Source organism: Allobosea sp. UC22_33, assembly GCF_042700715.1.
Taxonomy (GTDB): domain Bacteria; phylum Pseudomonadota; class Alphaproteobacteria; order Rhizobiales; family Beijerinckiaceae; genus Allobosea.
This window is the reverse complement of sequence record NZ_CP170556.1, coordinates 2,294,279-2,316,788: the sequence shown is the minus strand read 5'-3', so window position 1 is coordinate 2,316,788 and position 22,510 is coordinate 2,294,279. Positions and strand designations below refer to the sequence as shown.

General features: G+C 64.6%; 15 protein-coding genes. 1 reads left to right on the top strand and 14 read right to left on the bottom strand.

Translation table 11 applies throughout. The features are described from left to right. The 11 genes from ACFJGT_RS10965 to ACFJGT_RS10915 all read right to left on the bottom strand — a co-directional run bounded on the left by ACFJGT_RS10965 (window position 1) and on the right by ACFJGT_RS10915 (window position 12,632). The gene (locus ACFJGT_RS10965; protein WP_377848546.1) at window positions 1–1,296 is read right to left on the bottom strand and encodes a trans-sulfuration enzyme family protein; all 1,296 of its coding nucleotides are present in this window, start codon (window positions 1,294–1,296) and stop codon (window positions 1–3) included. Next, complete coding sequence (locus ACFJGT_RS10960; RefSeq protein ID WP_377848545.1) at window positions 1,241–1,855, bottom strand: sarcosine oxidase subunit gamma; 615 nt, start codon at window positions 1,853–1,855, stop codon at window positions 1,241–1,243. Before ACFJGT_RS10960 ends, ACFJGT_RS10965 begins: the two co-directional genes overlap by 56 nt. Then, entirely contained in the window at window positions 1,842–4,766 is a 2,925-nt protein-coding gene (locus tag ACFJGT_RS10955; protein ID WP_377848544.1) for a sarcosine oxidase subunit alpha family protein, read from the bottom strand. Before ACFJGT_RS10955 ends, ACFJGT_RS10960 begins: the two co-directional genes overlap by 14 nt. Then, window positions 4,763–5,038 (bottom strand): sarcosine oxidase subunit delta, encoded by a 276-nt coding sequence (locus ACFJGT_RS10950; protein WP_377848543.1) that lies wholly within the window; start codon window positions 5,036–5,038, stop codon window positions 4,763–4,765. Before ACFJGT_RS10950 ends, ACFJGT_RS10955 begins: the two co-directional genes overlap by 4 nt. A gap of 12 nt (window positions 5,039–5,050) precedes the next feature. Continuing rightward, complete coding sequence (locus ACFJGT_RS10945) at window positions 5,051–6,328, bottom strand: sarcosine oxidase subunit beta family protein (protein WP_377848542.1); 1,278 nt, start codon at window positions 6,326–6,328, stop codon at window positions 5,051–5,053. Then, a complete protein-coding gene (locus ACFJGT_RS10940; RefSeq protein ID WP_377848541.1) occupies window positions 6,312–7,493 on the bottom strand; it encodes an NAD(P)/FAD-dependent oxidoreductase in 1,182 nt (393 codons plus the stop codon). Before ACFJGT_RS10940 ends, ACFJGT_RS10945 begins: the two co-directional genes overlap by 17 nt. Beyond that, window positions 7,490–9,007: an FAD-dependent oxidoreductase gene (locus tag ACFJGT_RS10935; RefSeq protein WP_377848540.1), complete on the bottom strand. Its 1,518-nt coding sequence runs from the start codon at window positions 9,005–9,007 to the stop codon at window positions 7,490–7,492. Before ACFJGT_RS10935 ends, ACFJGT_RS10940 begins: the two co-directional genes overlap by 4 nt. Before the next feature lie 435 nt (window positions 9,008–9,442). Beyond that, on the bottom strand, window positions 9,443–10,579 hold the full coding sequence (locus tag ACFJGT_RS10930) for a hypothetical protein (protein WP_377848539.1): 1,137 nt from the start codon (window positions 10,577–10,579) through the stop codon (window positions 9,443–9,445). Window positions 10,580–10,816: 237 nt separating this feature from the next. Further along, window positions 10,817–10,981 (bottom strand): hypothetical protein, encoded by a 165-nt coding sequence (locus ACFJGT_RS10925; protein ID WP_377848538.1) that lies wholly within the window; start codon window positions 10,979–10,981, stop codon window positions 10,817–10,819. Window positions 10,982–11,078: 97 nt separating this feature from the next. Continuing rightward, window positions 11,079–11,882: a DUF5677 domain-containing protein gene (locus ACFJGT_RS10920; protein WP_377848537.1), complete on the bottom strand. Its 804-nt coding sequence runs from the start codon at window positions 11,880–11,882 to the stop codon at window positions 11,079–11,081. A gap of 3 nt (window positions 11,883–11,885) precedes the next feature. After that, window positions 11,886–12,632 (bottom strand): hypothetical protein, encoded by a 747-nt coding sequence (locus ACFJGT_RS10915; protein ID WP_377848536.1) that lies wholly within the window; start codon window positions 12,630–12,632, stop codon window positions 11,886–11,888. Between the two features lie 286 nt (window positions 12,633–12,918). Between ACFJGT_RS10915 and ACFJGT_RS10910 the strand changes: the two genes are divergently transcribed. Further along, on the top strand, window positions 12,919–13,143 hold the full coding sequence (locus ACFJGT_RS10910; protein WP_377848535.1) for a hypothetical protein: 225 nt from the start codon (window positions 12,919–12,921) through the stop codon (window positions 13,141–13,143). 18 nt (window positions 13,144–13,161) lie between these two features. Here the strand turns inward: ACFJGT_RS10910 and ACFJGT_RS10905 are convergent, their stop codons facing one another. From ACFJGT_RS10905 to ACFJGT_RS10895, 3 genes are read right to left on the bottom strand one after another with little or no spacing between them, the layout of a single operon-like run. Continuing rightward, window positions 13,162–14,676, bottom strand: coding sequence for a DUF1998 domain-containing protein (locus tag ACFJGT_RS10905; RefSeq protein WP_377848534.1), 1,515 nt, complete (start codon window positions 14,674–14,676; stop codon window positions 13,162–13,164). Between the two features lie 5 nt (window positions 14,677–14,681). Further along, window positions 14,682–19,220, bottom strand: coding sequence for a DEAD/DEAH box helicase (locus ACFJGT_RS10900; RefSeq protein ID WP_377848533.1), 4,539 nt, complete (start codon window positions 19,218–19,220; stop codon window positions 14,682–14,684). Beyond that, window positions 19,217–22,468, bottom strand: coding sequence for an STY4851/ECs_5259 family protein (locus tag ACFJGT_RS10895; protein WP_377848532.1), 3,252 nt, complete (start codon window positions 22,466–22,468; stop codon window positions 19,217–19,219). Before ACFJGT_RS10895 ends, ACFJGT_RS10900 begins: the two co-directional genes overlap by 4 nt. Window positions 22,469–22,510 lie beyond the last annotated feature (42 nt).

Sequence of the window (22,510 nt, the reverse complement as noted above, 5' to 3'; positions counted from 1 at the left end):
TCAGTCTCCGCTCAGCGCTTGTTCGAGGTCGGCGATCAGGTCGTCGGCATCTTCCAGGCCGATCGACAGTCGCATCAGGTCCATGGTGACGCCGGTGCCGAGTTGGGCTTCGGGGTAGACCTTGCGCCGCGCTTGCAACAAACCGCCCGGGTGCATGATGAGCGACTCGACGTCGCCCAGGCTGACGGCGCGGGCGATGAGCTTCAGCCGGTCCATCATCCGCACTGCACCGTCGTAGCCGGCGTGCAGCTCGAACGACATCATGCCACTGCCGCCGCCCATCTGCTTGCGGGCGATCGCATACCCAGGGCTGCTCTCCAGGAAGGGATACCGAACGGCGCGGACGGCCGGGTGGGCGTCCAACATCTGGGCTACGGCAAGCGCATTCTCGCTGTGCTGGCGCATCCGCACCTTGAGCGTCTTGAGACCGCGCAGGACGAGGAAGCAGGCCATCGGCGAGAGCGTCGCGCCGGTGAGATAGCGAAGACCCAGCCCGCGCACCTTATGCATGGTCTCGGCATCGCCGAGCACGATGCCGCCGAGCAGGTCGCCATGGCCATTGATGTACTTGGTCAGAGAATGGACGACGATGTCGGCGCCGAGCTCCAGCGGCCGCTGCAAGGCGGGTGAAGCAAAGGTCGAGTCCACCACGACCCGCAATCCGGCCTGGTGCGCCAGAGCCGAGATCGCGGCGATATCAAGAACTTCTCCGGTCGGGTTAATCGGAGTCTCGAAGTAGACGAGCCGGGTCTTCTCCGTCACGGCCGCTGTCAGGTTGGCGGGAACCGACAGGTCGACCTTGACGACATTGATCCCAAGGCGCGGCAGACCCTCGCCCGTCAGCGCCGTCGTGTTGTTGTAGAGTGTTCGGTGAACGATGATCTCGTCGCCCGGCGAGAGCAGCGAGAGGAAGAGCGAGCTGATTGCCGCCATGCCGGATGCGGCCGTGACCCCGGCTTCCGCGCCTTCCAGCGAGGCGACGCGCTGTTCCAGCAATTGCTGCGTGGGATTGTGCTCGCGCCCATAGAGGAATCCCTCGGCCTCATCGGCGACCACCGCGTCGGCTGCTGCAACATTGGGAAAGGCGAAGGTCGACGTCATGTAGATCGGCGGCGAGACCGCGCCTCGTTCCAACAGCGGGTCGTAGCCCTCGTGGATCGATCGCGTCTGGAAACCGAGCTGTCGGTTGGAACGATGGGCTGTCATGGCGCGCTGTTCCGGTTCTGGTCGGTGGGAGAGATCATGCGGCAGCGTTCTGCGCGGGCTGGAAGCTCCAGCCCTGGCTGGCGGCGGCACCTTGCAGTTCGTCGAGAAGCCATTCGGCGAAGGTCGAGCCGACGATCACGCTGAACGAGGGGGCCGGCGTTTCATTGCGATAGAGCTGGCAGGAAACATGGCCGACGATGGTCGAGGCACTGCTCCCGGGCGGGAACGCCCGATCGTGCAAATCCAGGCGGCACAGGCGGGCGAGGACCGCTTGTGCGTGCTTGCCGCTGAGCTCGAACACGCTTCGACCGTGGCTTTGATCGACCACGGCGGCGGTACCATCGAGGTCTTGGCGGAGACGCGCTGCCAGCTCCTCCCGGTGATCGCCCGATGCCCGGATAAGCCAGCTTCCGGGCTGGACCCAGATCGCCGTTCCGGCCGAACCGCTGGCGACGCGACCGGAAGCGGGCAGCTCAATCGAAAAGGTACGGCCGAGGGTGGCGGAGACGTCGTTCTGACGCCCCTTGCGCGCGGTGACCTGCACCAGCGCATCATGCTGCTCCGTGATGGTGAGGGCATCTCCTCCGTTCTGCCCACCGGAGAGCGAGCGGGAGGCCGGGACGCGCGAAAGGCGATCAGGCGCGGACACGAGCGTTCTCCGGATCGACATGATGGGGACTGGTGATCGTCACCTCGACGCTCTCGTCATGGAGCGGCGAGACGGCGAAGAGACGCTGGCTTTTCAGGGCCTCACCGTTCTCGACGAGGGCGAGGCCGATCCAGCAATTATGTTCGATCGACTGGGTCACGCTGCTGACCCAACCCATGCTGGTTCCCGATCCGGGCTCCCGCACGATATGGGCGCCGCCGCGCAGGCGTTTGCTTGCATCGATGGGGCGGAGGCCGACCAGGCGCGGGCGGCCGGGGTCGGCGAGACCCCGGCGACCGGCAAGCACGCGGCCGATCACGTCGCCGCTTTTCTTCATCATTCGGCCCATGCCGAGATCGGCGGCGGTCGTCTGTCCGTTCAGCTCGGGACCGGCGGCATGCCCCTTCTCAACCCGCATCAGGCTCATAGCCTCGAGCCCGTACGGCACGATGCCGAACGGCTTGCCCGCAGCCAGGATTGCTTCCCAGACGGTCTCGGCCTGACCGGACGGTACCGCGATCTCGTAGGCGAGTTCGCCGGAGAAGCTGATCCGGAACAGGCGGGCGGAGACCCCGGCGATCTTGCCTTCGCCCACGCCCATGAACGGGAAGGCTTCATTGGCGATGTCGAGACCCTCGACGACGGCGGCGAGCGTCTCGCGGGATTTCGGTCCGGCGACGGCGATCTGCGCCCACTGGTCGGTCACCGAGCAGAACTGGACGTCGAGTTCGGGCCAGACGGTCTGCGCGTGGAACTCCATGTGTTCCAACACCGGGGCGGCATTGCCGGTGGTGGTGGTGACCAGGAAGTGGTCCTCGGCGAGCCGGGATGTGGTGCCGTCGTCGAAGACGATGCCGTCCTCGCGCAGCATCACGCCGTAGCGGCATTTGCCGACCGCTAGCGTCGAGAAGGTGTTGATGTAGAGGCGATCCAGGAAGGTCGCGGCATCGGGGCCCTGGACGTCGATCTTGCCTAGGGTGGAGACGTCGCAGATTCCGACGGACGACCGGACGGCGCGCGCCTCGCGGAAGATCGGATCCCAACCGGTCTCGCCGGGCTTCGGATAGAAGAAGGGTCGCAGCCAGGCACCGGTCGGCTGCATGGCCGCACCGTTTCGCAGGTGCCAATCATGCAATGCAGTGCGGCGGACGGGTTGGAAGTGCGCGCCCGAGGCGTGCCCCGCCAGCGCTCCGAAGGCGACCGGCATGGTGTAGGGCCGGTGCGTCGGCACGCCGACGGCGTCGACCGTTTCCCCGCGCGCCTCGGCCAGGATCGCGGATCCCACCAAGCTTCCGAGCTTGCCCTGGTCGGTCGCCATGCCATGCGTCGTGTAGCGCTTGGCATGCTCGACATGGCTGAAGCCCTCGCGATGAGCGAGCCTGATGTCGTCGGCGGTGACGTCATGTTGCAGGTCGACGAAGCTCTTGCCGGGGCCCTTGACCTCCCAGAACGGAGCGATCGGCTGCTCGGTCCGACCGGGTCGGGGCAGAGCAAACTCCGATGGCTTTTCGAACCCGGCCGCTGCCGCCGCTTCCAGACCGGCCTTCACGCCTTCCTGCGCGGCCGCTCCGATGCCGAAGGTGCCGTTGGCAGCCCCCGCCGACCGTTCGGCCTGCACCGGGTCTCCAGGGACATGGCTCGCCAGAGACGCGTCCCATCGGGGCTTCGCGCCGGACTGGCTGGCAAGCTGAACGTTCGGGTTCCAACCTCCAGAGAGACTGAGGAGGTCGGCGACGATCTTCTCGCCCCCGGCACCCCCACGACGGCGGATCACGGCCGTCTTGCCGTCGAAGGAAGAGACCTCGCAGCCGAGCCTGACGTTGATGCCGCGCGCCGCCAGTGCGTCGGCGAGCGAGCTCTGCGCCCGGACGTCGACGAGCGTAACCTTTCCGGTCTTCGCCTCGGCAAGGGCTAGGGCTGTTTCGTAGGCGCTGTCGTTGTTCGTGAAGACGACGGCATTCCTGCCGGGGGCTACGCCGAACCGGCGGAGATAGGTCAGCGCCGCCCCGGCCATCATCGCGCCGGGGCGGTCGTTCCCGGGAAGCGCGATCAGTCTCTCGCTCGCGCCGGTGGCCAGCACGACCTGCTTGGCCCGGAACGTCCGATAGCGCTGGCGCACCTCATGGGCGTCGGGCTGAAGCTTGTGATCCGCAACGCGCTCCACGGCTCCAAGCAGGTCGTGGTCGTAATAGCCGAACACGTTAGTCCGGGTCAGGATCTCGACGTTCGGTAGCTTTTCCAGGGACGACAGCATCTCCCTCCGCCAGGCTTCGTCTGCGGGGGAGAGGAGGAGGCCGCCGCCGAGAAGGAAGTCACGCTCGCAGAGGATGACGCGGGCTCCAGCTTCGCCGGCCGCGCGCGCCGCGGCGAGACCGGCCGCGCCCGAACCAACGACGAGCACGTCGCAATGCGCGTGCATCGCTTCGTAGTGATCGGGATCGGGCTGGGATGCGGCACGCCCGAGGCCTGCGGCGCGCCGGATCAGCGGCTCGTACAGCTTTTCCCAGAAGCTCTTCGGCCACATGAAGGTCTTGTAGTAGAACCCGGCCGAGAAGGTGGAACCGGCAAGCCCGTTGACCGCCATCAGGTCGAAGGCGAGCGAGGGCCAGCGGTTCTGGCTGGCGCTGACCAGACCGTCATGCAGCTCGATTTCGGTGGCCTTGCTGTTCGGCTCGCGCCGCGCGCCTTCCCGCAACTCGACGAGCGCGTTCGGCTCCTCAGGCCCTGCGGTCATGATGCCGCGAGGCCGATGATACTTGAAGGACCGTCCGACGAGCCTGACCCCGTTCGCGAGCAAAGCCGAGGCGAGGGTGTCGCCCGGGTGGCCGGTGAAACTGCGGCCATCGAAACTGAAGCGGATCGTCTTGGCACGATCGACGGATCCGCCGGAGGGCAGGCGCTTCGAAGTCATGGCGTCGCCTCCGGCAGCGCTTCGGCAGGTCCGGCCGAGGCCGCGACGACATGGGTCAGCGTGTTCCGCCGAACCTTTATCCACTGTCGGCAGCCCGCATAGTGGTGCCACCATTCATCGTGCCAGCCGCGCGGATTGGCCCGCGTGTAGACGTAGTCGTAGAAGGCCTGTTCGCCGGAATCCGGTGCCGGTCGCTTCACCGTCGCGTCCCCGCGATAGTGAAACTCGTCCTGGGGACGTTCGCCGCAATAGGGGCAGGGGATCAGATGCATTGCCGCCGCCCCTCACTGCGCCCAGGGGTTGGGGCCGGCACCCCGTTCGTCGATCATGCGGCCGTCGCGGAAGCGGTCGATCGTCAGGTCGGCGTTGAAGGCGTGGGGCTCGTCCCGAGCGATCGTATGGGCGAAGCACCAGCCGGACCCGGGAGTGGCCTTGAAACCGCCGTAGCACCAGCCGCCGTTGAAATAGAGGCCGTCGATCGGCGTCTTGCAGATGAAGGGAGAGGAATCCATCGTCATGTCCATGATGCCGGCCCATTGCCGCAGCACCCGCAGGCGGGACAGGGCAGGGATCATCGAGACAGCCGCGCCCAGCAGGTGTTCGACCACCGGCAGGTTTCCGCGCTGGGAGTAGGAGTTGTAACCGTCGAGGTCGCCGCCGAAGACGAGGCCGCCCTTGTCCGACTGGCTGATGTAGAAGTGTCCGGCGCCGAAGGTGACGACCCCGTCGATCATCGGCTTGATCGCCTCGGAGACGAAGGCCTGGAGCAGGTGGGATTCCACCGGCAGGCTCAGGCCAGCCATCGTCGCCAGGCGCGACGTATTTCCGGCAACGGCGACACCGACCTTCTTGGCGCCGATGAAGCCCCGAGTGGTCTCGACGCCGGTGACGCGCCCGCCTTCGCGGCGGATGCCCGTAACCTCGCACTGCTCGATGATATCGACGCCGCGTCGGTCGGCTGCCCGGGCGAACCCCCAGATCACCGCGTCGTGCCGTGCGGTGCCTCCGCGCCGCTGCATCAGGCCGCCAAAGATCGGGAACATCGGATTATCCATCTCGATGAACGGTGCGTATGCGCGCACCCCGTCTCGATCCAGCAGCTCCGCGTCGACGCCCTGAAGCCGCATCGAGTTTCCGCGCCTTGATGCGACGTCGCGCTGCGAGTCCGAATGGAACAGGTTGAGCACGCCGCGCTGGCTCATCATGACGTTGTAGTTGAGGTCCTGCTCGAGGCCCTCCCAGAGCTTCAGCGAGTGCTCGTAGAAGCGCGTATTACTCGGCAGTCCGTAATTCGAGCGCACGATCGTGGTGTTGCGTCCGCCATTGCCGAGGCCGATCGGCCCCTTCTCGACCACCGCGACATTGGTGATGCCGTGAACGCTGGCGAGGTAATGCGCCGTCGCCAGCCCGTGACCACCGCCGCCGACGATGATCACGTCATAGGAAGCCTTGGGCTCTGGCTTGCGCCAGGCGGGCCTCCAGCCTTGATTGCCGGAGAAGCTCTCCTTCAGCAGGCGCCAGGCCGAATAGCGGTCGGCGATCGGTTCAGGCCGCGCGGGCATCGTCATCTTCCGTTTGAGGGGGAAGCCAGCCGCGCTCTTCGCGCCAGTCCGGGCTCAGGTTGCCGAAGCGCGACAAGCGGAAGCTCGACAGGTCGGCGAAGTCGCACCGGCCGTCGATCACGAGCTGCGAGATCGCGCGGCCCGTTGCCGGTGACAGGCCGAAGCCCACGCTCGACATGGTCGCGACGATCACGTTCGCGGCGGTCGGGAGCCTATCGATCACGGGACGACCGTCCGGCGTGTTCTCGATAACTCCTGCCCAACTCCGGATCACACGGATATGGGCGGCCTTCGGGAAGAGTTCGGCGAGGCGCTTGGCGACATTGCGGGCGAGCGGGCTCGAGGGGCGTGCCGCGAACGCATCATCCTCCGGTCTCAGCCACTCATGCGGTCCGCCGCCATAGGCGAGATTCCCGCGTAAGGTCTGGCGACCATAGAGGTGGTTGCCGTCGACGCCGCCGATCGGCATCAGCGGCAGCGGTTCCGTGACGATCATTTCGGCCCGTGCCGCGGTGACCGGGACTTCGCTGTCTAGCAGGGCAGACAGCCGACCGGTCTGCGGCCCGGCGGCCAGGACCAGCGTGTCGCAGGAGAAGACGCCGGCGCTGGTTTCGACTGCGACGACCTTGCCGCCCCGGCGTTGAAAGCCGGTCACTGCGGTATGTTGCAGAATGCGTCCGCCCAGATCCTGCAAAGCCCAGGCATAGGCCTGCACGGTCCGTTGCGGGTTCGCATGGCCGCCGCGCTCGTAATAGACGCCGCCGACGACATTGTTTCCGGCGAGGGGAACGAGATCGCGGACCTGCTTCGGGTCGAGCCATTCGGCGGGGAAGCCCTGACCGCGCGTATTGTCGACGCCGATCTTGAACTCCTCGACCTGCTGGTCGCTCAAAGCGATGCGAATGCGCTTCGGCTGGAATTCGGTCGGATAGCCGAGCAGTTCATCCATCTGCGGCCAGAGCCGCTGCTCCTCGACGAAGAGGGGGCTTTGATGATGCGTTGCGCCGCCGCCGTTTCGTCCGGAAGCGCCCCAGCCGACGATGCCCTTCTCGATGACCATGACGTCGACGCCCGCCCGGGCAAGCCACCAGGCGCTACTCAAGCCGGTGACGCCGCCACCTACGACGATGACGCTGGCGCCCTTGGTCCCGACGGTCGCGTTCATGAGCGCTCCTCCGCGCTGGCGCCATCGGCAAGCGTCCAGAACGGGTCCCATTGGCCGGATATGCCGAACCAACCCTCCCAGTTGTCGCTGACAACGCCGGGTTCGAGATCCTCCGCGAAGGCGGAGAGCGGGAGCGGCCGGACCGGCGCGCGATAGCTCGGTAGCGGAAGCTTCGCGAGCGGCGTCCCCGTTGCCCGCGCCAGCACCGCGCTGACCTGTTCACGGCAACGTCGTCCCTGGCAGGGTCCCATGCCCGCACGGGTCAGCCGCTTGATCTGGTCCTGGTGAACGAGGCCGTCATTGGCGAGAGAGGCGAGGTCACGCGCCCGCATCGGTGCCTGATCTCGCGGGAGGTAACGCGGCGGTCGAACGCCGAGAAGATCGGGGATGCTGACCTCCTCGCACTGGCAGATGTGCGTCTCGTGATCGGCGACCGCCATCGCCGCCTGGATCCACGCCGTGCGGCTGGCTTCGACTTCCTCGGTTGCCGCGTCATCGGCGGGCAGGGCCTGCCAGGGAACGTGCGCGTCGCTCTCCAGATCCGCGCAGGCCGCAGCGGCTGCGCGACGACCTTCCTCCGCCGCGATCGCGGGGTCTGCCGTCTTGCCCCGGGTAATCCCGGCGCTGTCACCGGCTGCGAAAAGGCCGGGAATGGAGGTTCGGCCATCGGCGTCCGTCAGCGGCACGTGACCGCCCCGAGAGCCCACGAAAGCGATCTCGGCGCCGGCGACGTCGAACAACTCGATTACGGGCGCGATTCCAATGGCGAGCACCACCGTGTCGCAGGGAAGATGGCGAGCGTCCGCTCCACTCAGCTCCACGCCTTCGACGCCGTCCGCTCCACCGGTCGCGCGAGCGACCATCGCTCCCGTCAGGACCGCTACGCCCTGGGATGCGAGCTTCACGCAGCCTTCCGCGTCACGGGGAGCATCGGCGACCTCGACCATCGCGACGACGGTTCGCCCAGCCACAACGGCTGCCTGGGCAAAGCTCGTCGCCTCGGCGCCGGAGCCGAGGATGATGATCCGCTGGCTCTCCAGCGCGTCATAGCGTTGCAGCAACGTCTGTGCTGCGGTGACGCCCATGACGCCGGGCAATTCCCAACCCGGGAAAGCCAGCCCGATATCGCGACGCCCCGTGGCGAGGATCGCGGCATCGAAGGAAGCGTACCAACTGCTCTCGCCATCGCTGAGACCGACGATCGGCCGGGTCAGCCAACGGAGGCCGGGCTTGGGGGAGAACAGGCCCCAAGCGGAGACGCCAAGACGAACGTCAACTCCTGCTTCGAAGGCTTCCGCGATCCGGTCATCGGAAGCCGCGATCGCTTCCATCATGCGCGTCTTGTTGCGGGTCGCTCCGCTCATGCGTTGGCCGAAATGGAAAGGGACGTCGAGGCCCATCAGGGCGCTGTCGACGGGATGTTCATCGACCAAAACGACTTCAACGCCGCGCCGAGCAGCTTCAAGCGCCGCGGCCAGGCCAGCCGGACCCGCGCCGACGATGAGAAGGCGCAAATGTTCCCGTACAGGCAACGGCTTGCCAGCCGTCGACCGTTCATCTACCCGAGACATTGCAGAATTCCCCTCTGCAAATATTGTTATTCTTGGTTTTTATATTAGAGCAAAAGCGTTGCGTATTGAAAGTTGCCGTATTGGCGACTTTTAATACGTCATCAGACAGCAATTTTAATTCGCCAATTTTCTGGCTGGCGCTGCGCCCGGCGTTTTGAATTGGTCGACTAATATTGGATTGGTATCGGAGGCGCACTGTTCCAAATACGACAGAAATTATTCGAAAGATGACATTATGGCTTGAAGGATGCCGACACCGTCGCTGCCAGCCGCGGCGAGCCGAGCAGCCGAGCCCCTCACCTACGGCGAGCAGCAGTTGGCGAATTCGGAGAGGAAGCGTCGGCGCTCAATCGAGACAATCGCGCCGACGCAGAGGGGTCAGTCCACTTCGAGGGTGAGGTCGTCCACCTCGGGGAAATCGATGCTAGCGTAGTAGGCGTCGTCGGCGGGCCACTTGCAGTCGAAGTCTATCGACTTCGAGCCGTGGCGCACGACGAGGCCGTTAAAGCCGCCGCATACGGTGAGGAAGCAGTCGCATACCTCTTCCGGAAGTCCGTCACGATGCATGCCGAGTTTGAGCTCAACACTGTAGCAGGCGCAGGCCAGGGAATCGCACCAGATCGAAGCAACAGAGAGCCGAACCCAGTCCGGCATCGCATCGACCACGCGCTGCATCCTTTCGAACTCGTGAAGGACCGAGAAGCGGCTGCTGAGGAGAATTCCTCGATGGTCCAGATCGTCATATGGCGCCTTGGGTCCAGCCTCGGCACGGTCGATATCGTATTGGTGCTGCACGGCGGCCCAAAACTCGGGGTCCGCCTCGAAGTGGTTGAGCCTGGGCATCTTCTGGACATTCCAATCACGGGCCCGCTCCAATATCTCTGTACGTAGCGCGGGGTCCTCTGGAGCGAGTACTCTCGTGACGCCGTTCTCGACCTTCAGGATACCCGCATCGATCACTGCCATCAGGGCGGTATCGAAGCCGGGCTTGGAGGCGAGCTGCGGGAGGAGCTGCCGCGGTTCCCCGGGAGCGCACACGGTCAGGCTTTCGGGTTCCAGCCGTAAAGTGAAGTCGTCTCCTCCGCCCATGTTGAGAAGAATCCCCGACACGATGCCTTGCCGGAGCTTCTGTCCCTTACCGGTCCCCGGCTGCAACAGGGGCGAGCGGCTGCGGTGAATGACCTCTAGCCCGAAGCCGTAAGGCACCACGGCACGGATCCAATTCTCAGTGCCTGGTTCTTTGGGTTGCGAGATGGCCTCTCCATCGAGATGCCAAGCAACCGGAGCTCGACAGGGTTCCGGCAGAATTTCAAGCAAATCGCCCCAGTAGTCATAGGGGAGATGGGTGTCCGTTCGTGCAGAAACCCGCCCGGTCAGTTCATGCCAGTCCTTATAGCCACCCGCTTTGGCTACGGCCGCCTGGCATTTGGCGAGCGGAAAGTCCACTCCGGCCGCATCGAGAATATGGTGGAGTTGCTTGGCGCATTTCTTGGCGCCCGCGAGGCTCGAATACACGATCGCATCCTTTACCCCGGCCTACGAGACGCGCTGCTCGTCTCTGGCGGCCGGAAAAGGTTGCGGTCACGCTAGAGAGCTTGGTGTTCGTTGGATCAGCGATCCTTCGCCAAGGCAGCGGCCACGCCGACGATTCCGGCGTAGCCACAGATTAGCGGGAGATACTCGGTCGGCAACAGAAAATGCGCATCTGTCCACCAAGCTGACCTGGGGCCGTCCAAGGGGGGGGCCGGCGTATTACTCACCAGCCTTGGCCAGCTCGGCGTCGAGTTCCGGCAGGACAGCGAAGGGGGCACCGATGAGGCCGTAATCGGCGATCTGGAAGATCAGGGGGAAGCCTCTTACGTAGGGGAATTCCGAATGGAAGTCGGCAGCAAGGTGATCAATGACGCGGGCAACCACCCATGGGTGGCCTGGCCACCGCAGGGCCGCCAAGAGAATGACCGGAGTGATGACGCTCCACGCCCAACTGGATCGCGAGGGCGTCAGGTAATCGTTCCTAGCTGGAAGCCGTGCAGCTTTCGACGGAGGCATCACCTGACGCGGCCGACCTCGCCTCCACCTTCTGAAGTTCTCGGTAGCGCTCCAGCAGTGCCTGGAACTCGTCCCAAAGGCTCGTCTTGGTTTTCGCCTTCATCAGGATCAGCGTCGCAATCGTCATCGATATTCCAAGCTCGGCGAAGGTCATATGCAACTCGAAGCCTTCGAGCGGCGGATCGATGATCAAGATTGCCGAGTGGTCCTCCGGGTTCTCGACGTAGTGACGGTCCAACGAGGTGATACTGACATGCGCAGCGTCGCCGGAAATGTCCCGATAGGTGCGGTAGAGTCGTTCGAACTGGCTACCGTTCAGGAGTTTCGATGCCTGGATTGACTCGGCGCCTTGCAGCCCCTGCGCGTGGAAGTCCTTCAGCATCTGCCTGACTTCGGCCGACCCTTTGAGATCCTTCGCGTCGAGATGCAACTTCACGCGCTTTTGTCGGCTATGGTAGTCGTCGTCCTTCATCTTCGTGACGAAGGCAGCGTCGCGGTCGAGGGCAATAAGGTACATGACCGCCTCGATGACGCCCCGGGAGTGAACGCGGAAATCCAGTTGCCGATCGTTCTCAATGAGAAGCAGAGCTCCCTTGCAGAGCGTCAGCGCACGCGCGTAGAGCGCGGCCTTGATGGCGACCAGTTCCCTCTCTTCTTCGGATGCAACCTCGACAGGATCTTCCTGCGTAAAGCGAGTGGAGGCTGCTACATAGGCTCGCAGCCATTCGACCCAGAGATCTGAGCGTTCGGCTTCTTTATTCTCAGTCATCGTTCAAGAGCTTTCGGGGCGCGGAGCAGGGTAGAAGTTCGAGAGCCATTCTCGCTTGCATTGGGCAAACGCCAGGCGGCTTGGTAATGCGGGAGACCAGTCAATCGGGAAGAATGCATTGATCTGCTCTCCCGCTTGAACGGCAAGGCGCCCCATCTCGGAGATAATCGCTTCGAGAGCCGTCTCCTCCATGAATGGGCCAATGACGGCGTCGCTATCCTTTTGCGGCCGCATCATCCAGGCCGATTTCATGTTCGGATGGCCTGCGAGTTCGGAAAACAGCTCGTACATCTCGGCACGCCGCTTCGAGGTGAAGCCGTCGCGGGCGTCGAGCGCCTCGCGCACCCGGATCGGCGAGAACTGTTTCATGCGTGCCTTCTTATCCGCGAGGCGCCAGAGCGGGATGAGGGCGCGGTCCCCGCTAAAAAGGTCCAGAAGGAATACGGTTTCCAGCACGTCGCGAAGGATCAGGGCACTGTTTTGGTGGTAGCCGGAAAGGGCCAACTTCAGGCTCGCGCCGAACGCGTTGAAGGTTCGCATGCCGAGAACCTGCGCGACCTTCATGTCCTCATCGCAGGTGTCGAACTGCCGAAAGATGTCGCCGACGTCCATCGCGGCCTCAACGATCGCCAGGTGCAGTTGCAGTCGTTCGTCGCAGGCAATGATGCTCATTGCCTTCCCGCGGAGCTGCTCTTCGGCGTCATGAAGGCTCGCGAGATTCGACGGGATGACGTGGAAGTCCGTGGTCATTGTCGCAGCGGTCTCATTTGTGCGGAGCGCAGTACCTTGCTGGCCATAATCGGCGCCGCTTTTCCAGTGCCGTCGGGGAGCCACCCACAGAGTCACCGAGGTGGCCTGCCTCGTCCGGACCCTGAGTATCAAGCCAGGTCTTCGGCTACGACGAAGCCATTGCTTCCTGTTATCGGAGGCGACTACTGGCAGCCGGCGGCGAAGAAAACAGCTAGGGTCGCAGCATGAAGATCGCTTCCACCCAGATCGACCTGTTCGACGACGCGTCGGGTTAGGGATGGTGGTAATGGCGGGCGAGGACTGGAAGCGGGATGAAGTTGCTGCCGTCGTCGCGGATTACTTCGCGATGATGGCGGCCGATCTCGCCGGGCAGCGGGTCAACAAGGCCGAGCATAATCGCGTTCTGCAAGCTCGAACCGGTCGATCGAAAGGGTCGATCGAATTCAAGCACATGAATATCAGCGCGGTGCTGTTAAAGGCAGAATTCGCGGGGGTAGTCTCTGGCGCTTAATCCGGTTGGCTCCGAGTGCTAATCCAACTTCACTCCCAAGAAGGTACCGTGAGGCGCATTCTCGATCGTGAACGGCTGACCCAACTCCGCAACTTGATCCCGCACCGGAGCGTCGTGGTCGAACGACGACGAAGCAACTCGCCACGATCCAACACCTTGATCGAAGAACAAGGATCCTGCACCGGCCGTCGTGACGATCCGAAGTTCGCGCCGATGCTGGATCTTTTCCTCGTGACGCACACGGGCGAGGGGGGAGATGGTCGAGAGCAGGCTTTCGAGCACGAGATCGCGGATAGCGAAGTCCTTCCAATCGGCGGCGAGGCCTCCGCTGCGCCGGGACGGGTTCTGGCGCTGCGCGAGGGTCACGACCTCGACGCGGGTGGTCGCGTTAGCGAATGCCCGGACGACCTCCGTTACCAAGCGTACCGTCAGCGGACTTGAAACGTACTTGTCGGTGTACGCGAGCGAGACACACGCCGCGGACAGGACGCGATCGAGTTCCGGCGAGCCCGATTTCATCAGCGCCTTGAGGCGCTCGCCGAAGCCCTCCGCCTGTCCGTCGAGCTCGTCGGCCACGTCGAATATCATCTCGCGGGCGCCCTCCTGAAGGAGGGTCTCCGGCTGGATCGCGTCGTTGAAGTCGACAGAGGCGATCGTCCCTCTCACTACCGGCTGACCAGGCGCCGCGGCGAGCGCGTCGACCGCGCCACCTGGGTTCTGCGAGCTTCCACCGTACCAGGCAATCGCCTTGCCGTTTGCAAAGACCATCCCTGTCAGAGCCGCGCCGGCCGGTCTCGGAACCAGATCCGCGCCGACGCGCTGTGACCAGAACACGATGTTTCGTCGGGTCACCGGATCGGCTGCCCTCAAGGCCTGTTCGTCTACGACGAGGTGTACGGTGCGCCCGCGCCTGCTCCACCGTTCGAGGACGCGGCCGGCAGGCCATGTCGCGAAGTCCCAGTTGGTCGGATCCGCGTCCAGCCAGACCCAAAGTCGAGACCCAGGGTCGTTTTCCATCGCCTTCGAAAAGGCTTCCGTCAGCGGAGACGTCTCATAGACGGTAGTCGGGCCGAACACCGCATACCGCGCCGGTAAAGCCAGCCTTCGGACGACTTCGTCGAGCAGCTCGAACGCCGCCTTCCGGTCCGTGTCGTCCGCAGCATGCTGGCTGTCGGCCGCGAGTACGCATCGTGGGCATGCATGGACCGCGTCGGCATCTCCACACCGGCCTTCTGCTCGACAATCTAAGAGATCTCGGGCGGTTCTCAAAAGGCTGACGGGATCTCTTGCCAGCTCCGCCGAGAACCCCGCACCGCCGCTGGCTCGATCGAACACCACCGCACTCCAGTTCGGCGCGTCCGCGGGGTGCACGGCCTCTGGAGCCGCGAAGCCCATCTCGTCGGCATCGACACCAATTCGCCTTCCGATCGCCTCTCGCAGGGCGAGTGCGATGGTGAGCGCCGTAGCCTGGGTGGCGCACCCGAAAAGTTGCAGCTCGGCGACGTCGGTCCGGATTTCATGGCCGAGATCCATGCGCCTCACCGTCCCGAATGGATTGATCTCGGGCGCTCCGGTGCATGTGATGTCGTCGGCCGCACGCGGCCCGCCACGCAACGGCCGGTGCCGCAGAGTCCGGAGGTTCCGTCGCGGGACGTTTCTGGTTCGGACCTCCCGCAGTGCAGGCAAATCTCGAACCCCAGATGATTGGGGCCGGGATTGAACCAGAAGACCAATCCGTCGGGGCCGATGCGCAAGCGACCCACGTCCGGATCGGGAAGTGAGCGCCATTCGGTAGCTCTCGTGGACACCCAAGGGGCAATTGGAGGCGGAGCACCGACCTCGCTGGCGTCGTCATGCACCTCGTACTTGATGTCGACGGCGAATCCGGCCGGAGCCAGATAGCTTCGGACCTGGAATTCGGAGCCGCTACAGACCGGGCACGGGCCCTGCGTGGCCGCCTGGGGTGCAGACAGGAGCGCCCCGCAGGTCCTGCACGCTCGCGTGACCCTGAGGCTTTGGACCTCCCGGACGCCTGCCTGGTCGGCGGGTCGCTTCCAATTCAGTGTGACGCCGTCCGACCTGCGCACCACGCCGTCGATCACGATGCTGCGTCCGGGCGCATACTCGAAAATCGCGATGTCGCGTTGGCGGGATGGGAAGTTTCGCGACGTGAAGCGGTTGTCTTCCTCTGCCTCCCGACGCCGCTTCTCCTCGCCCGTTTCCGTAATGAACGCGACGACGTCGCTCGGAAAGCCGTGGGACGGCAGAAATCCCTTCCCGGAAAGCTCGCCCAACAGATAGGCGTCTCGGAGGCGCCGGCGCTGGAACTCTCGATTGCGCCCGGCCGCCACGTCGGTCGAGGCCTTATCGTCGCTGAGCGCATCCCACTCGGCCTCCAGCCCAAGCCGCACCCGCTCGATGGCGTCTCGCGCTCGCTCGAAGACCTCGACATCGACCTGAATCGGAGTTCCCTGGAGCAGATCCAGCAAGCGGTAGCGCAGGTCGGCATCGTCGGCTGCCTTGTCCAGCCACGTCAAGAAGCGTTGGTAGGGAGCTGGCCGGGCGGTCGGATCCGGATCGATGCCCAACGAGAAGAAGACGCCGTTGGTGAGCTTGTGGAGTTCGGAATTCTCGCCTTTGAGAAATGTCGAGAGGAGCAGGGCGTGGGCGTGACGCCTAGCGATCGTCGGGCTTTCCAAGCTAACCTTCGGGGCGGGAACCTCGCGCTTGAGGAAAGCATCGGGCGCGGCGAATGCCATACGATCCAACGGCCGGTCCTTGCAGAGGGTCAGACCCAGGGCGATGGGCTGACCGCCGCGGCCCGCTCGGCCGATGCGTTGGCGATAGTTCGCAATGGCAGGCGGGGCATTCGTATTGAGCACGGCTTCGATCGTGCCGATATCGACGCCCATCTCCATGGTCGTCGAGCATGCGAGCACGTTGATGCGGCCCTTCTTGAATTCGGTCTCGTATCCGCGCAGCACGAAGCTTGGTTGCTGGGCCGAGTGTTCGGCGGTTCTCAGCCACGGCGTGAAGCGTGCCGCGCGATCCTGTTGGTCGCCCCAGGCTCCGATGTCCCGAAGCCGCGAGACGCGTTCGTCTGACTTCAGCCATGCATCCACCGTCGCCTCGTCGACCCTGCGCCCCTCTGCATCGTGGCCGCGACGGAACGCCAAGACAGGGAGCTCGTAGGACGAGGTGCGCGGATGCGCTCCAAGCGGGGGATTGTAGGGGCTAAGTCCCCGGAAGGTCGTATCGACCAACCGTCGCGTGGTCGGGCAGAACCATGCCTTATCCACGGGGGCGAGCGCCAGCGAATCCAATTTCAGGCGATACCCGCCGTCAACCGCCCGCATGGAGGGAAACAGCACTCTCCAGACGTCCTCGCAAAGATCCGCAACCTCGCCTCGTGTCGTGGCGTCGTCGAGGTTCAACGACAGGGCTTGGGTCAGCATCCTGACGACGCGGCTGGGTCGCCTGGCATAGGGATTGGGCCAGACGCGAGTGCGGTCCGGCATGACGAGATTCGGTTCCCAGCGGACCGCCGCTATATGCGACTGGCGCCTGTCGATCCATCGGCGCCATTTGTAGAAATCGAAGTCCAGGATGACGTTGGTGCGCAGAAAGTGCGTCACGAACAATCGGACGAGGTCCTGCCAGTCCTCTACGGTAAGACCGAGCCTGACTGCCGACGCCGGAAGATGTGGCGTTTGTCCGTCGACGCCGGGCACGACCAATCGAGCCAAACCCAGCGTCTCGACGCTATTCGCGCGGACGGGGCGGCGCATGATCTCCCGGTAGAGCAGGAATTCCGAAAGTCGCTCCGGATCGTCGAACTCCGGGTCTCGGTCGCTCCAAAGCTGGCCTAGGAAGTCCTGCACGGTGGTCTCGGCGGCGAGAGTGCGAACGACCTCGCGCCATGGCTTTGCCGGTGCCGGGCCGGCGTCCTTTTCGCGGCGCTCGCGCATCATGGCCAAGACGTCGGCCATTTCCGGACCCATGCGCTCAAGTTTTGCGATCTGAGCGTCGGTCTTTTCCAACGCGGCGAAATCCGGGCTCGGGCGGTCCTGCAACAAGTGATAGAGGAAACTGCGGACGTACCCGCGCTCGGAAGCGACCTGAATGGTCGCTGCATGGCGTGCAGTGCCCTGGCGCGCATCCGTAAAGGTGATCAATTGTCGCCCCGAGAGCGGCAAGGGGACGGGGCCAGGTGGACTGGGCGTCATCCCGCCTACCAAGCCGGGGGTGATCTGAGACATAAGGTAGGGCGCGCCGGCCACGAGCGACCGGAGAGCCGGCCGGGTACCGGCGGACGGTGGCTGCACGACGCCGCAACATGGACACCCGTTCAGCCCGTTGCTGACCTCGAAGCGCAGACCCTCCGATCCGAGCCCGTCTTGGATGGCCCCCGTGCGCCGATCCAGGACCAGCACTCGGGAGGGACGGCCTCGCTCGGCGGCCAGATAGCGTCGCCGCAAATCAGGAGGGCTGACGGTCTCGGCAGGCTCGTCTTCGCTCTCTTCGCCGAACGTTTCGTCCCGATCGAGCGTCTGTTCGAACTCGTCGTTTCTGACTACGCCGGACCAGGGTCCAACGGCGCGACCATCCGGCGTCTCCTCGGCCTTGAGGGCGCCGTCCCCGCACTGGGGGCAATACGCCCACTCGAGCACCATGGCCGCGCAATGCGGGCAATGCTCCCGAGGATCGACAAAGACGGCGCCGAACCTCCAGTCGGCCGCGGCTCCTACGGCGGGCGGGCGTCCCGGGCATGTTGGGTCGATGCAAGCCCACATGCCGACGAGAGTTCGGTGGAAGAGGTGTATGCGGACGGGTAGGACCGAATTGGCATCCGCACGAACCGCGGCATCGTCTGCGTTGGGGTCGCGTGCGGTTGCGGCTTGGACCAGAACGTTGACGGGGTCTGCCTCCGGACCGGCTATGAGTTCCGCTTGCTCGCGCCAGCCGCGCCATGACAGGCTGTCGCCGCCCAACAGGCGCGTCCGCACGGCTCGCATCGGGGCAGACCGAGCAAAGCTCGCTCCAGCTTCGGAAGGCGCGGCCCCGACAAGGTAGCCCATGTCGACAGGGCGATGCGCGATATCAGACGGGGCAGGGGGGAGCGGCGCCCTCCGTCCACGCACGACATGCACGTTCTCTTCGGGGGCGCCAGACAGGTCGCGGAGAAACGTCTTGAGCTCGCTGACGTCGTCTCCGCCAATCGTCGCCGACGTAGCCACCCAGCGGACCTGATCGGGTCTGCGCCCGAAAGCCATCGCGACCCGACGGAGCAGAAGGGCGACCTCCGCGGCCTGCGCGCCGACGTAGCTATGGGCCTCGTCGAGGACAACGAAATCCAACGTGTCCTTAGATCGCGCGAGGATGGGAGCGTCCTGCTGACGGATCAGCATGTACTCCAGCATCGTCACGTTCGTGACGAGCACGGGCGGGGGCGAGGCGCGCAGCGTCGCCCTGTCGGCGACCTTCCAGGGCTCTGCCCGGCCGATCAAGCTTCGAGCGGAGGGCGGCGTATCGCCGTTGTAGAGGCAGTATCGAAACATGCCTCCGAACGGCTTGAACCACCTGGAGAGGCGTTCCTCCTGGCTGGAGATCAGCGCGTTCAATGGATAGAGCATCAGCGCCCGCACGCCTTCGAGACGTGTCGTGCCGCCGGAGGATGCCCTCACCAATCTGTCGAGGATGGGCGTCAGGAAGCATTCGGTTTTTCCGCTACCGGTGCCGCTCGTCACGATCACCGACCGAGGCTTCTCGTTGCAGAGCTCGCGCCAGGCATCGACCTGGTGGTCGTATGGGGCATAGGCGACCTGACGGAGTACTTCCGTGGTACGGTCGTGCAACAGGCCGTGAGGCAGGCCGGCCCATCCGCCATCCCTTTTGCACCACGGAAACGCCCCCTCCAGAAACGGCTCCGCCAGAACGGACCCTGGCTCGCCGGCCGCCCTTCCAAGCGTGGCCGTTAGCTGCGCCTTGAGGTCTACCGACTTGAGGCGCGCCATTCCGACGATCGCCTCCGCGGCATCGCGAGGGAGGATGCGCAGCAATCGCGCGAGTTCGATCATTTCACCCCCTCCAGGACAGGCGTCTGTGCCTCAACGAGCAGCGCCGCGCGAAACGCGTCCTCGAAATACTCCCGATCCCATGTCCAGGCCGCTCGGCAAGCGGCCGTGATCTTGAGATCGGGCACGAGGCGACCCGCGGCTGATCGTGCCGCGACGATGGGCGCGGCCAATACCTCCGCGAAGCGTTGGTCGTAACCGAACCTCCTACAGAGTCCGGCTTGAACGCCCGCAAGATCAGAAAGGCGGGGCAACGACACAATCTCGTCGTCCAGGCGACGCGTGACGAGGCTCTGCGCGATGGACGAGAGGTCGTCGCGTTGCGGGCGCCGGCTCAAGGAGTATGGGATGTCGGTGGTCGCCAAGTCGCGGAGCTCGTGCAGGCTCAGGCACGCATGGGTCGATAAAATGGGCAACGCGTCGACGATCTGACCAAGCCCGCGCGAGACGGCTGCCGCCGCGGTTCGCGAAGGATCATCGATCTCCGCGGCCGTGAACTGGTCGCGAAGAGCGGCATGGGCAGCGCCGAAGGCGGACTGCCACATCGATATTTCGGTCAGGCACCACATGAACGGCAGGCTGCCTTGAAGATCCAGGACGGCGTAGCGTTCCTCCGGTGTCCGGCAGATCGCCAACACTGCGGGGGCCAGGCGGAAGGATCTGGAAAGAATCCGCAGCGCATCGACGGCCACGTACGGCGACTCGATCGACTTCGCCGCCAAACAGAGGTCGATCAGCCAGCGCAGCTCCTCTCGATTTGCCGAGGCGGGCCCTGCGCTCAACTGCATGCCCCCCTGATCAACCGCCTTCGCTAGGGCGAGAACGGATGCGATTTGGTCGGACTGTACGGAAATGGTCGTGGAATCTGGCAAGACGGCAGGCCGCAGGATCGCTCCGTCCGGCGTAGTGCCCGTCAGCAGCCATGGTCCGGGCGCAAGATCGCGCCGAAGTGCGTCGGCGAGACTTCCAGGGTCGTTCTCGACCAGATTCGCGAGGCATCCTGCCGACGGTGCCTGAAGGCTCACCGCTCGACGACGCGGGGTATTCCTATTGGCCAGCACGGCGAAGACCGAATTTGGACGGGCAGCTTGGGGTGCTTGGCGCGTTTCCCATCTGCGCACTTCCGCGAACCAATCCCCGCGATTGGCCCAGGACAACCTTACGCTGGCATCGAGGCTGTCGAACGCGCCGAGGAGTTCCTCAAGAACCTGCTCGAAAGCGGCAAGCGGCATCGATCCGGACACTCTGCGAACGATCTGTATCGGCGTCGCGCTCGGAGCGCGCCCTTCGAACATGATTTCATTAGTTTCGTGCGACAACAGCCGGAAGCCTCTTAGGCGAGACAGCGTCAGGCAGGCGCGCGGCGGTGCTTCGGCGCCATCTTCCGCTAAGAGCATCGGCAGCGCTAAAGGGTCGTCCATCGACAGATCGAGCGATGCCTCCCATGTAAGCGTCATGCGCAACGGACGTCCGGGCGGAAGATGGTCCACCTGGACCGCGATGCCGCTCGCAGTGGCAATCGTGGCAAGAGGGGAGTGGTCCACAAACGCCTTGACGTTCGCGCCTGCCAATCCGTCGGCGTGAAATCGCCGCGCCGAGCGGTCGCGATGAAGGCGAAACTCGCCGGGCGCTACGGCTGCCCGGCTCATGACAGAAATCTTTCCTTCCTTCCTCACCGCCAGATAAACCGACCCGACGGGCGACCTGTGGGAGATGCTTTGCCAGGTGCCGCTGCCGACCGGCTTCCAGCACACGTCGGATGCGCGAACCGAGATCATTCTTCCGTCGCGGTCGATCCAGGCCGTAGGAGGGCCCCTGAAGATCGGCTCCTTGATGTTGGGGACCTGCGGGCCGATCAGCACCAAGCGATCCGCGCTTTCGACGCTGGCTTTCGTCCTCCAAACAAGCGCCACGCCATCGACCGACAGCCGCGCTACACCGCTGAACGCCATCAGGTGGCGTCCGTCTCGCGCCGGTTGGGCAAGATAGAAATGTTCACCTTCGACCGATACCTCGGCCGCTCCTCGATCACTCAATGCGAGGACCAGCCAGGGCCGCGTGGTCGAAACCGGGGACTCCCCCAGAACGTCCAAGCTCCTGGCTCGGAGAGGATCGTCCGTTTCCGCCAACATCAGCGAGATGACCGGGCCGACGAGCGGTTCGCCCCCTAGGGGCACGAACTCCGCTACCTGTCGAACGCCAGCCTCGACGGCCAGCCTGACTTCCTGGTGCAGATCCAATGGCGGCGCGTATCGGGCCACGAGCGGACGCAGGTGCCACCGCTCGCCACCGTTCTCGTCGGGCTCCCGCTCCAAGGCGGCGATAGGCGACGTCCATCGAGCCGCTTCTCCGCGAGGGTACACCCGCGCACGGGAATAATCCGCGAGCCCGGCCAGAAGGTGGGGCGGGGCTCGCGCTTCGTCAATTTCGCCGTCCAGGCGCAACTCGGCTCGACCGGTCCACACGTCGTCCGAAAGAACATATCCTCGGTGAACCCTCAGCGCTGTGTCCTGGCTCGGTCGCGCAACCACCAATTCCTCGACGAGGTGGCGGAAATGGTCGTCCCTTACGTCGAACGGCAGGGTGTCACGCCAAGACGGCTCATCGAGATCGAGAGCGGTAACCGCGTCGCCTGGAGTTCCCGAAACCTTTTTCCGAAGCCTTATGATGGCCTCGCAGAGCTTCACGACCGAGGGGAACAAGACCCGGGCGAGGGTTTCCGGCGCCCGCCAGGCTTCCGCGGACACCGCGTCATAGGTGTTCAGGCCGCGCTCTGCCGTGAGTATCGCCCGTCGGAGCCAGGTTCCCAGGCGTCCTTTGGCGACGTCCGCTGCCGGAAAGCCGCTTTCCTGGACAATGGTCGCGAGCAGAGAACGGCGAGGCGGGATCGGACGCCGCCACGAACGCAAGCCCGCCTCGACCCAGTCCCTGACCTCCGTATATCGCACGTCGGCCCAAGCTGCCGTGGGGTGATAGCTGACCCCTATCCTTCCAAGCGGCGTTACCCAGTCCCAGCCGCCGCCGTCCCGCTCGCGCCTAAACCACTCCGCCAAATACATTACCAGCAGCGCGCCGCCCGCTGGGTCGCGAAGCGCCTTCGCCCCGTGAGCACGAAGCAGCTCCCGCACTCCTTCGAATTCACTTGCTTCAAATCGATATGCGTATAGAGGCGAGCCGTCCGGCGTGGACATGTGCCGCGACAGCAATAGTGCCTGTCGTGCCCCATTTAGGGTCAATAGAGGCTGGATCATATGATTCCCCCTCCAAATTAAGGCACATGCGCGATCACATTG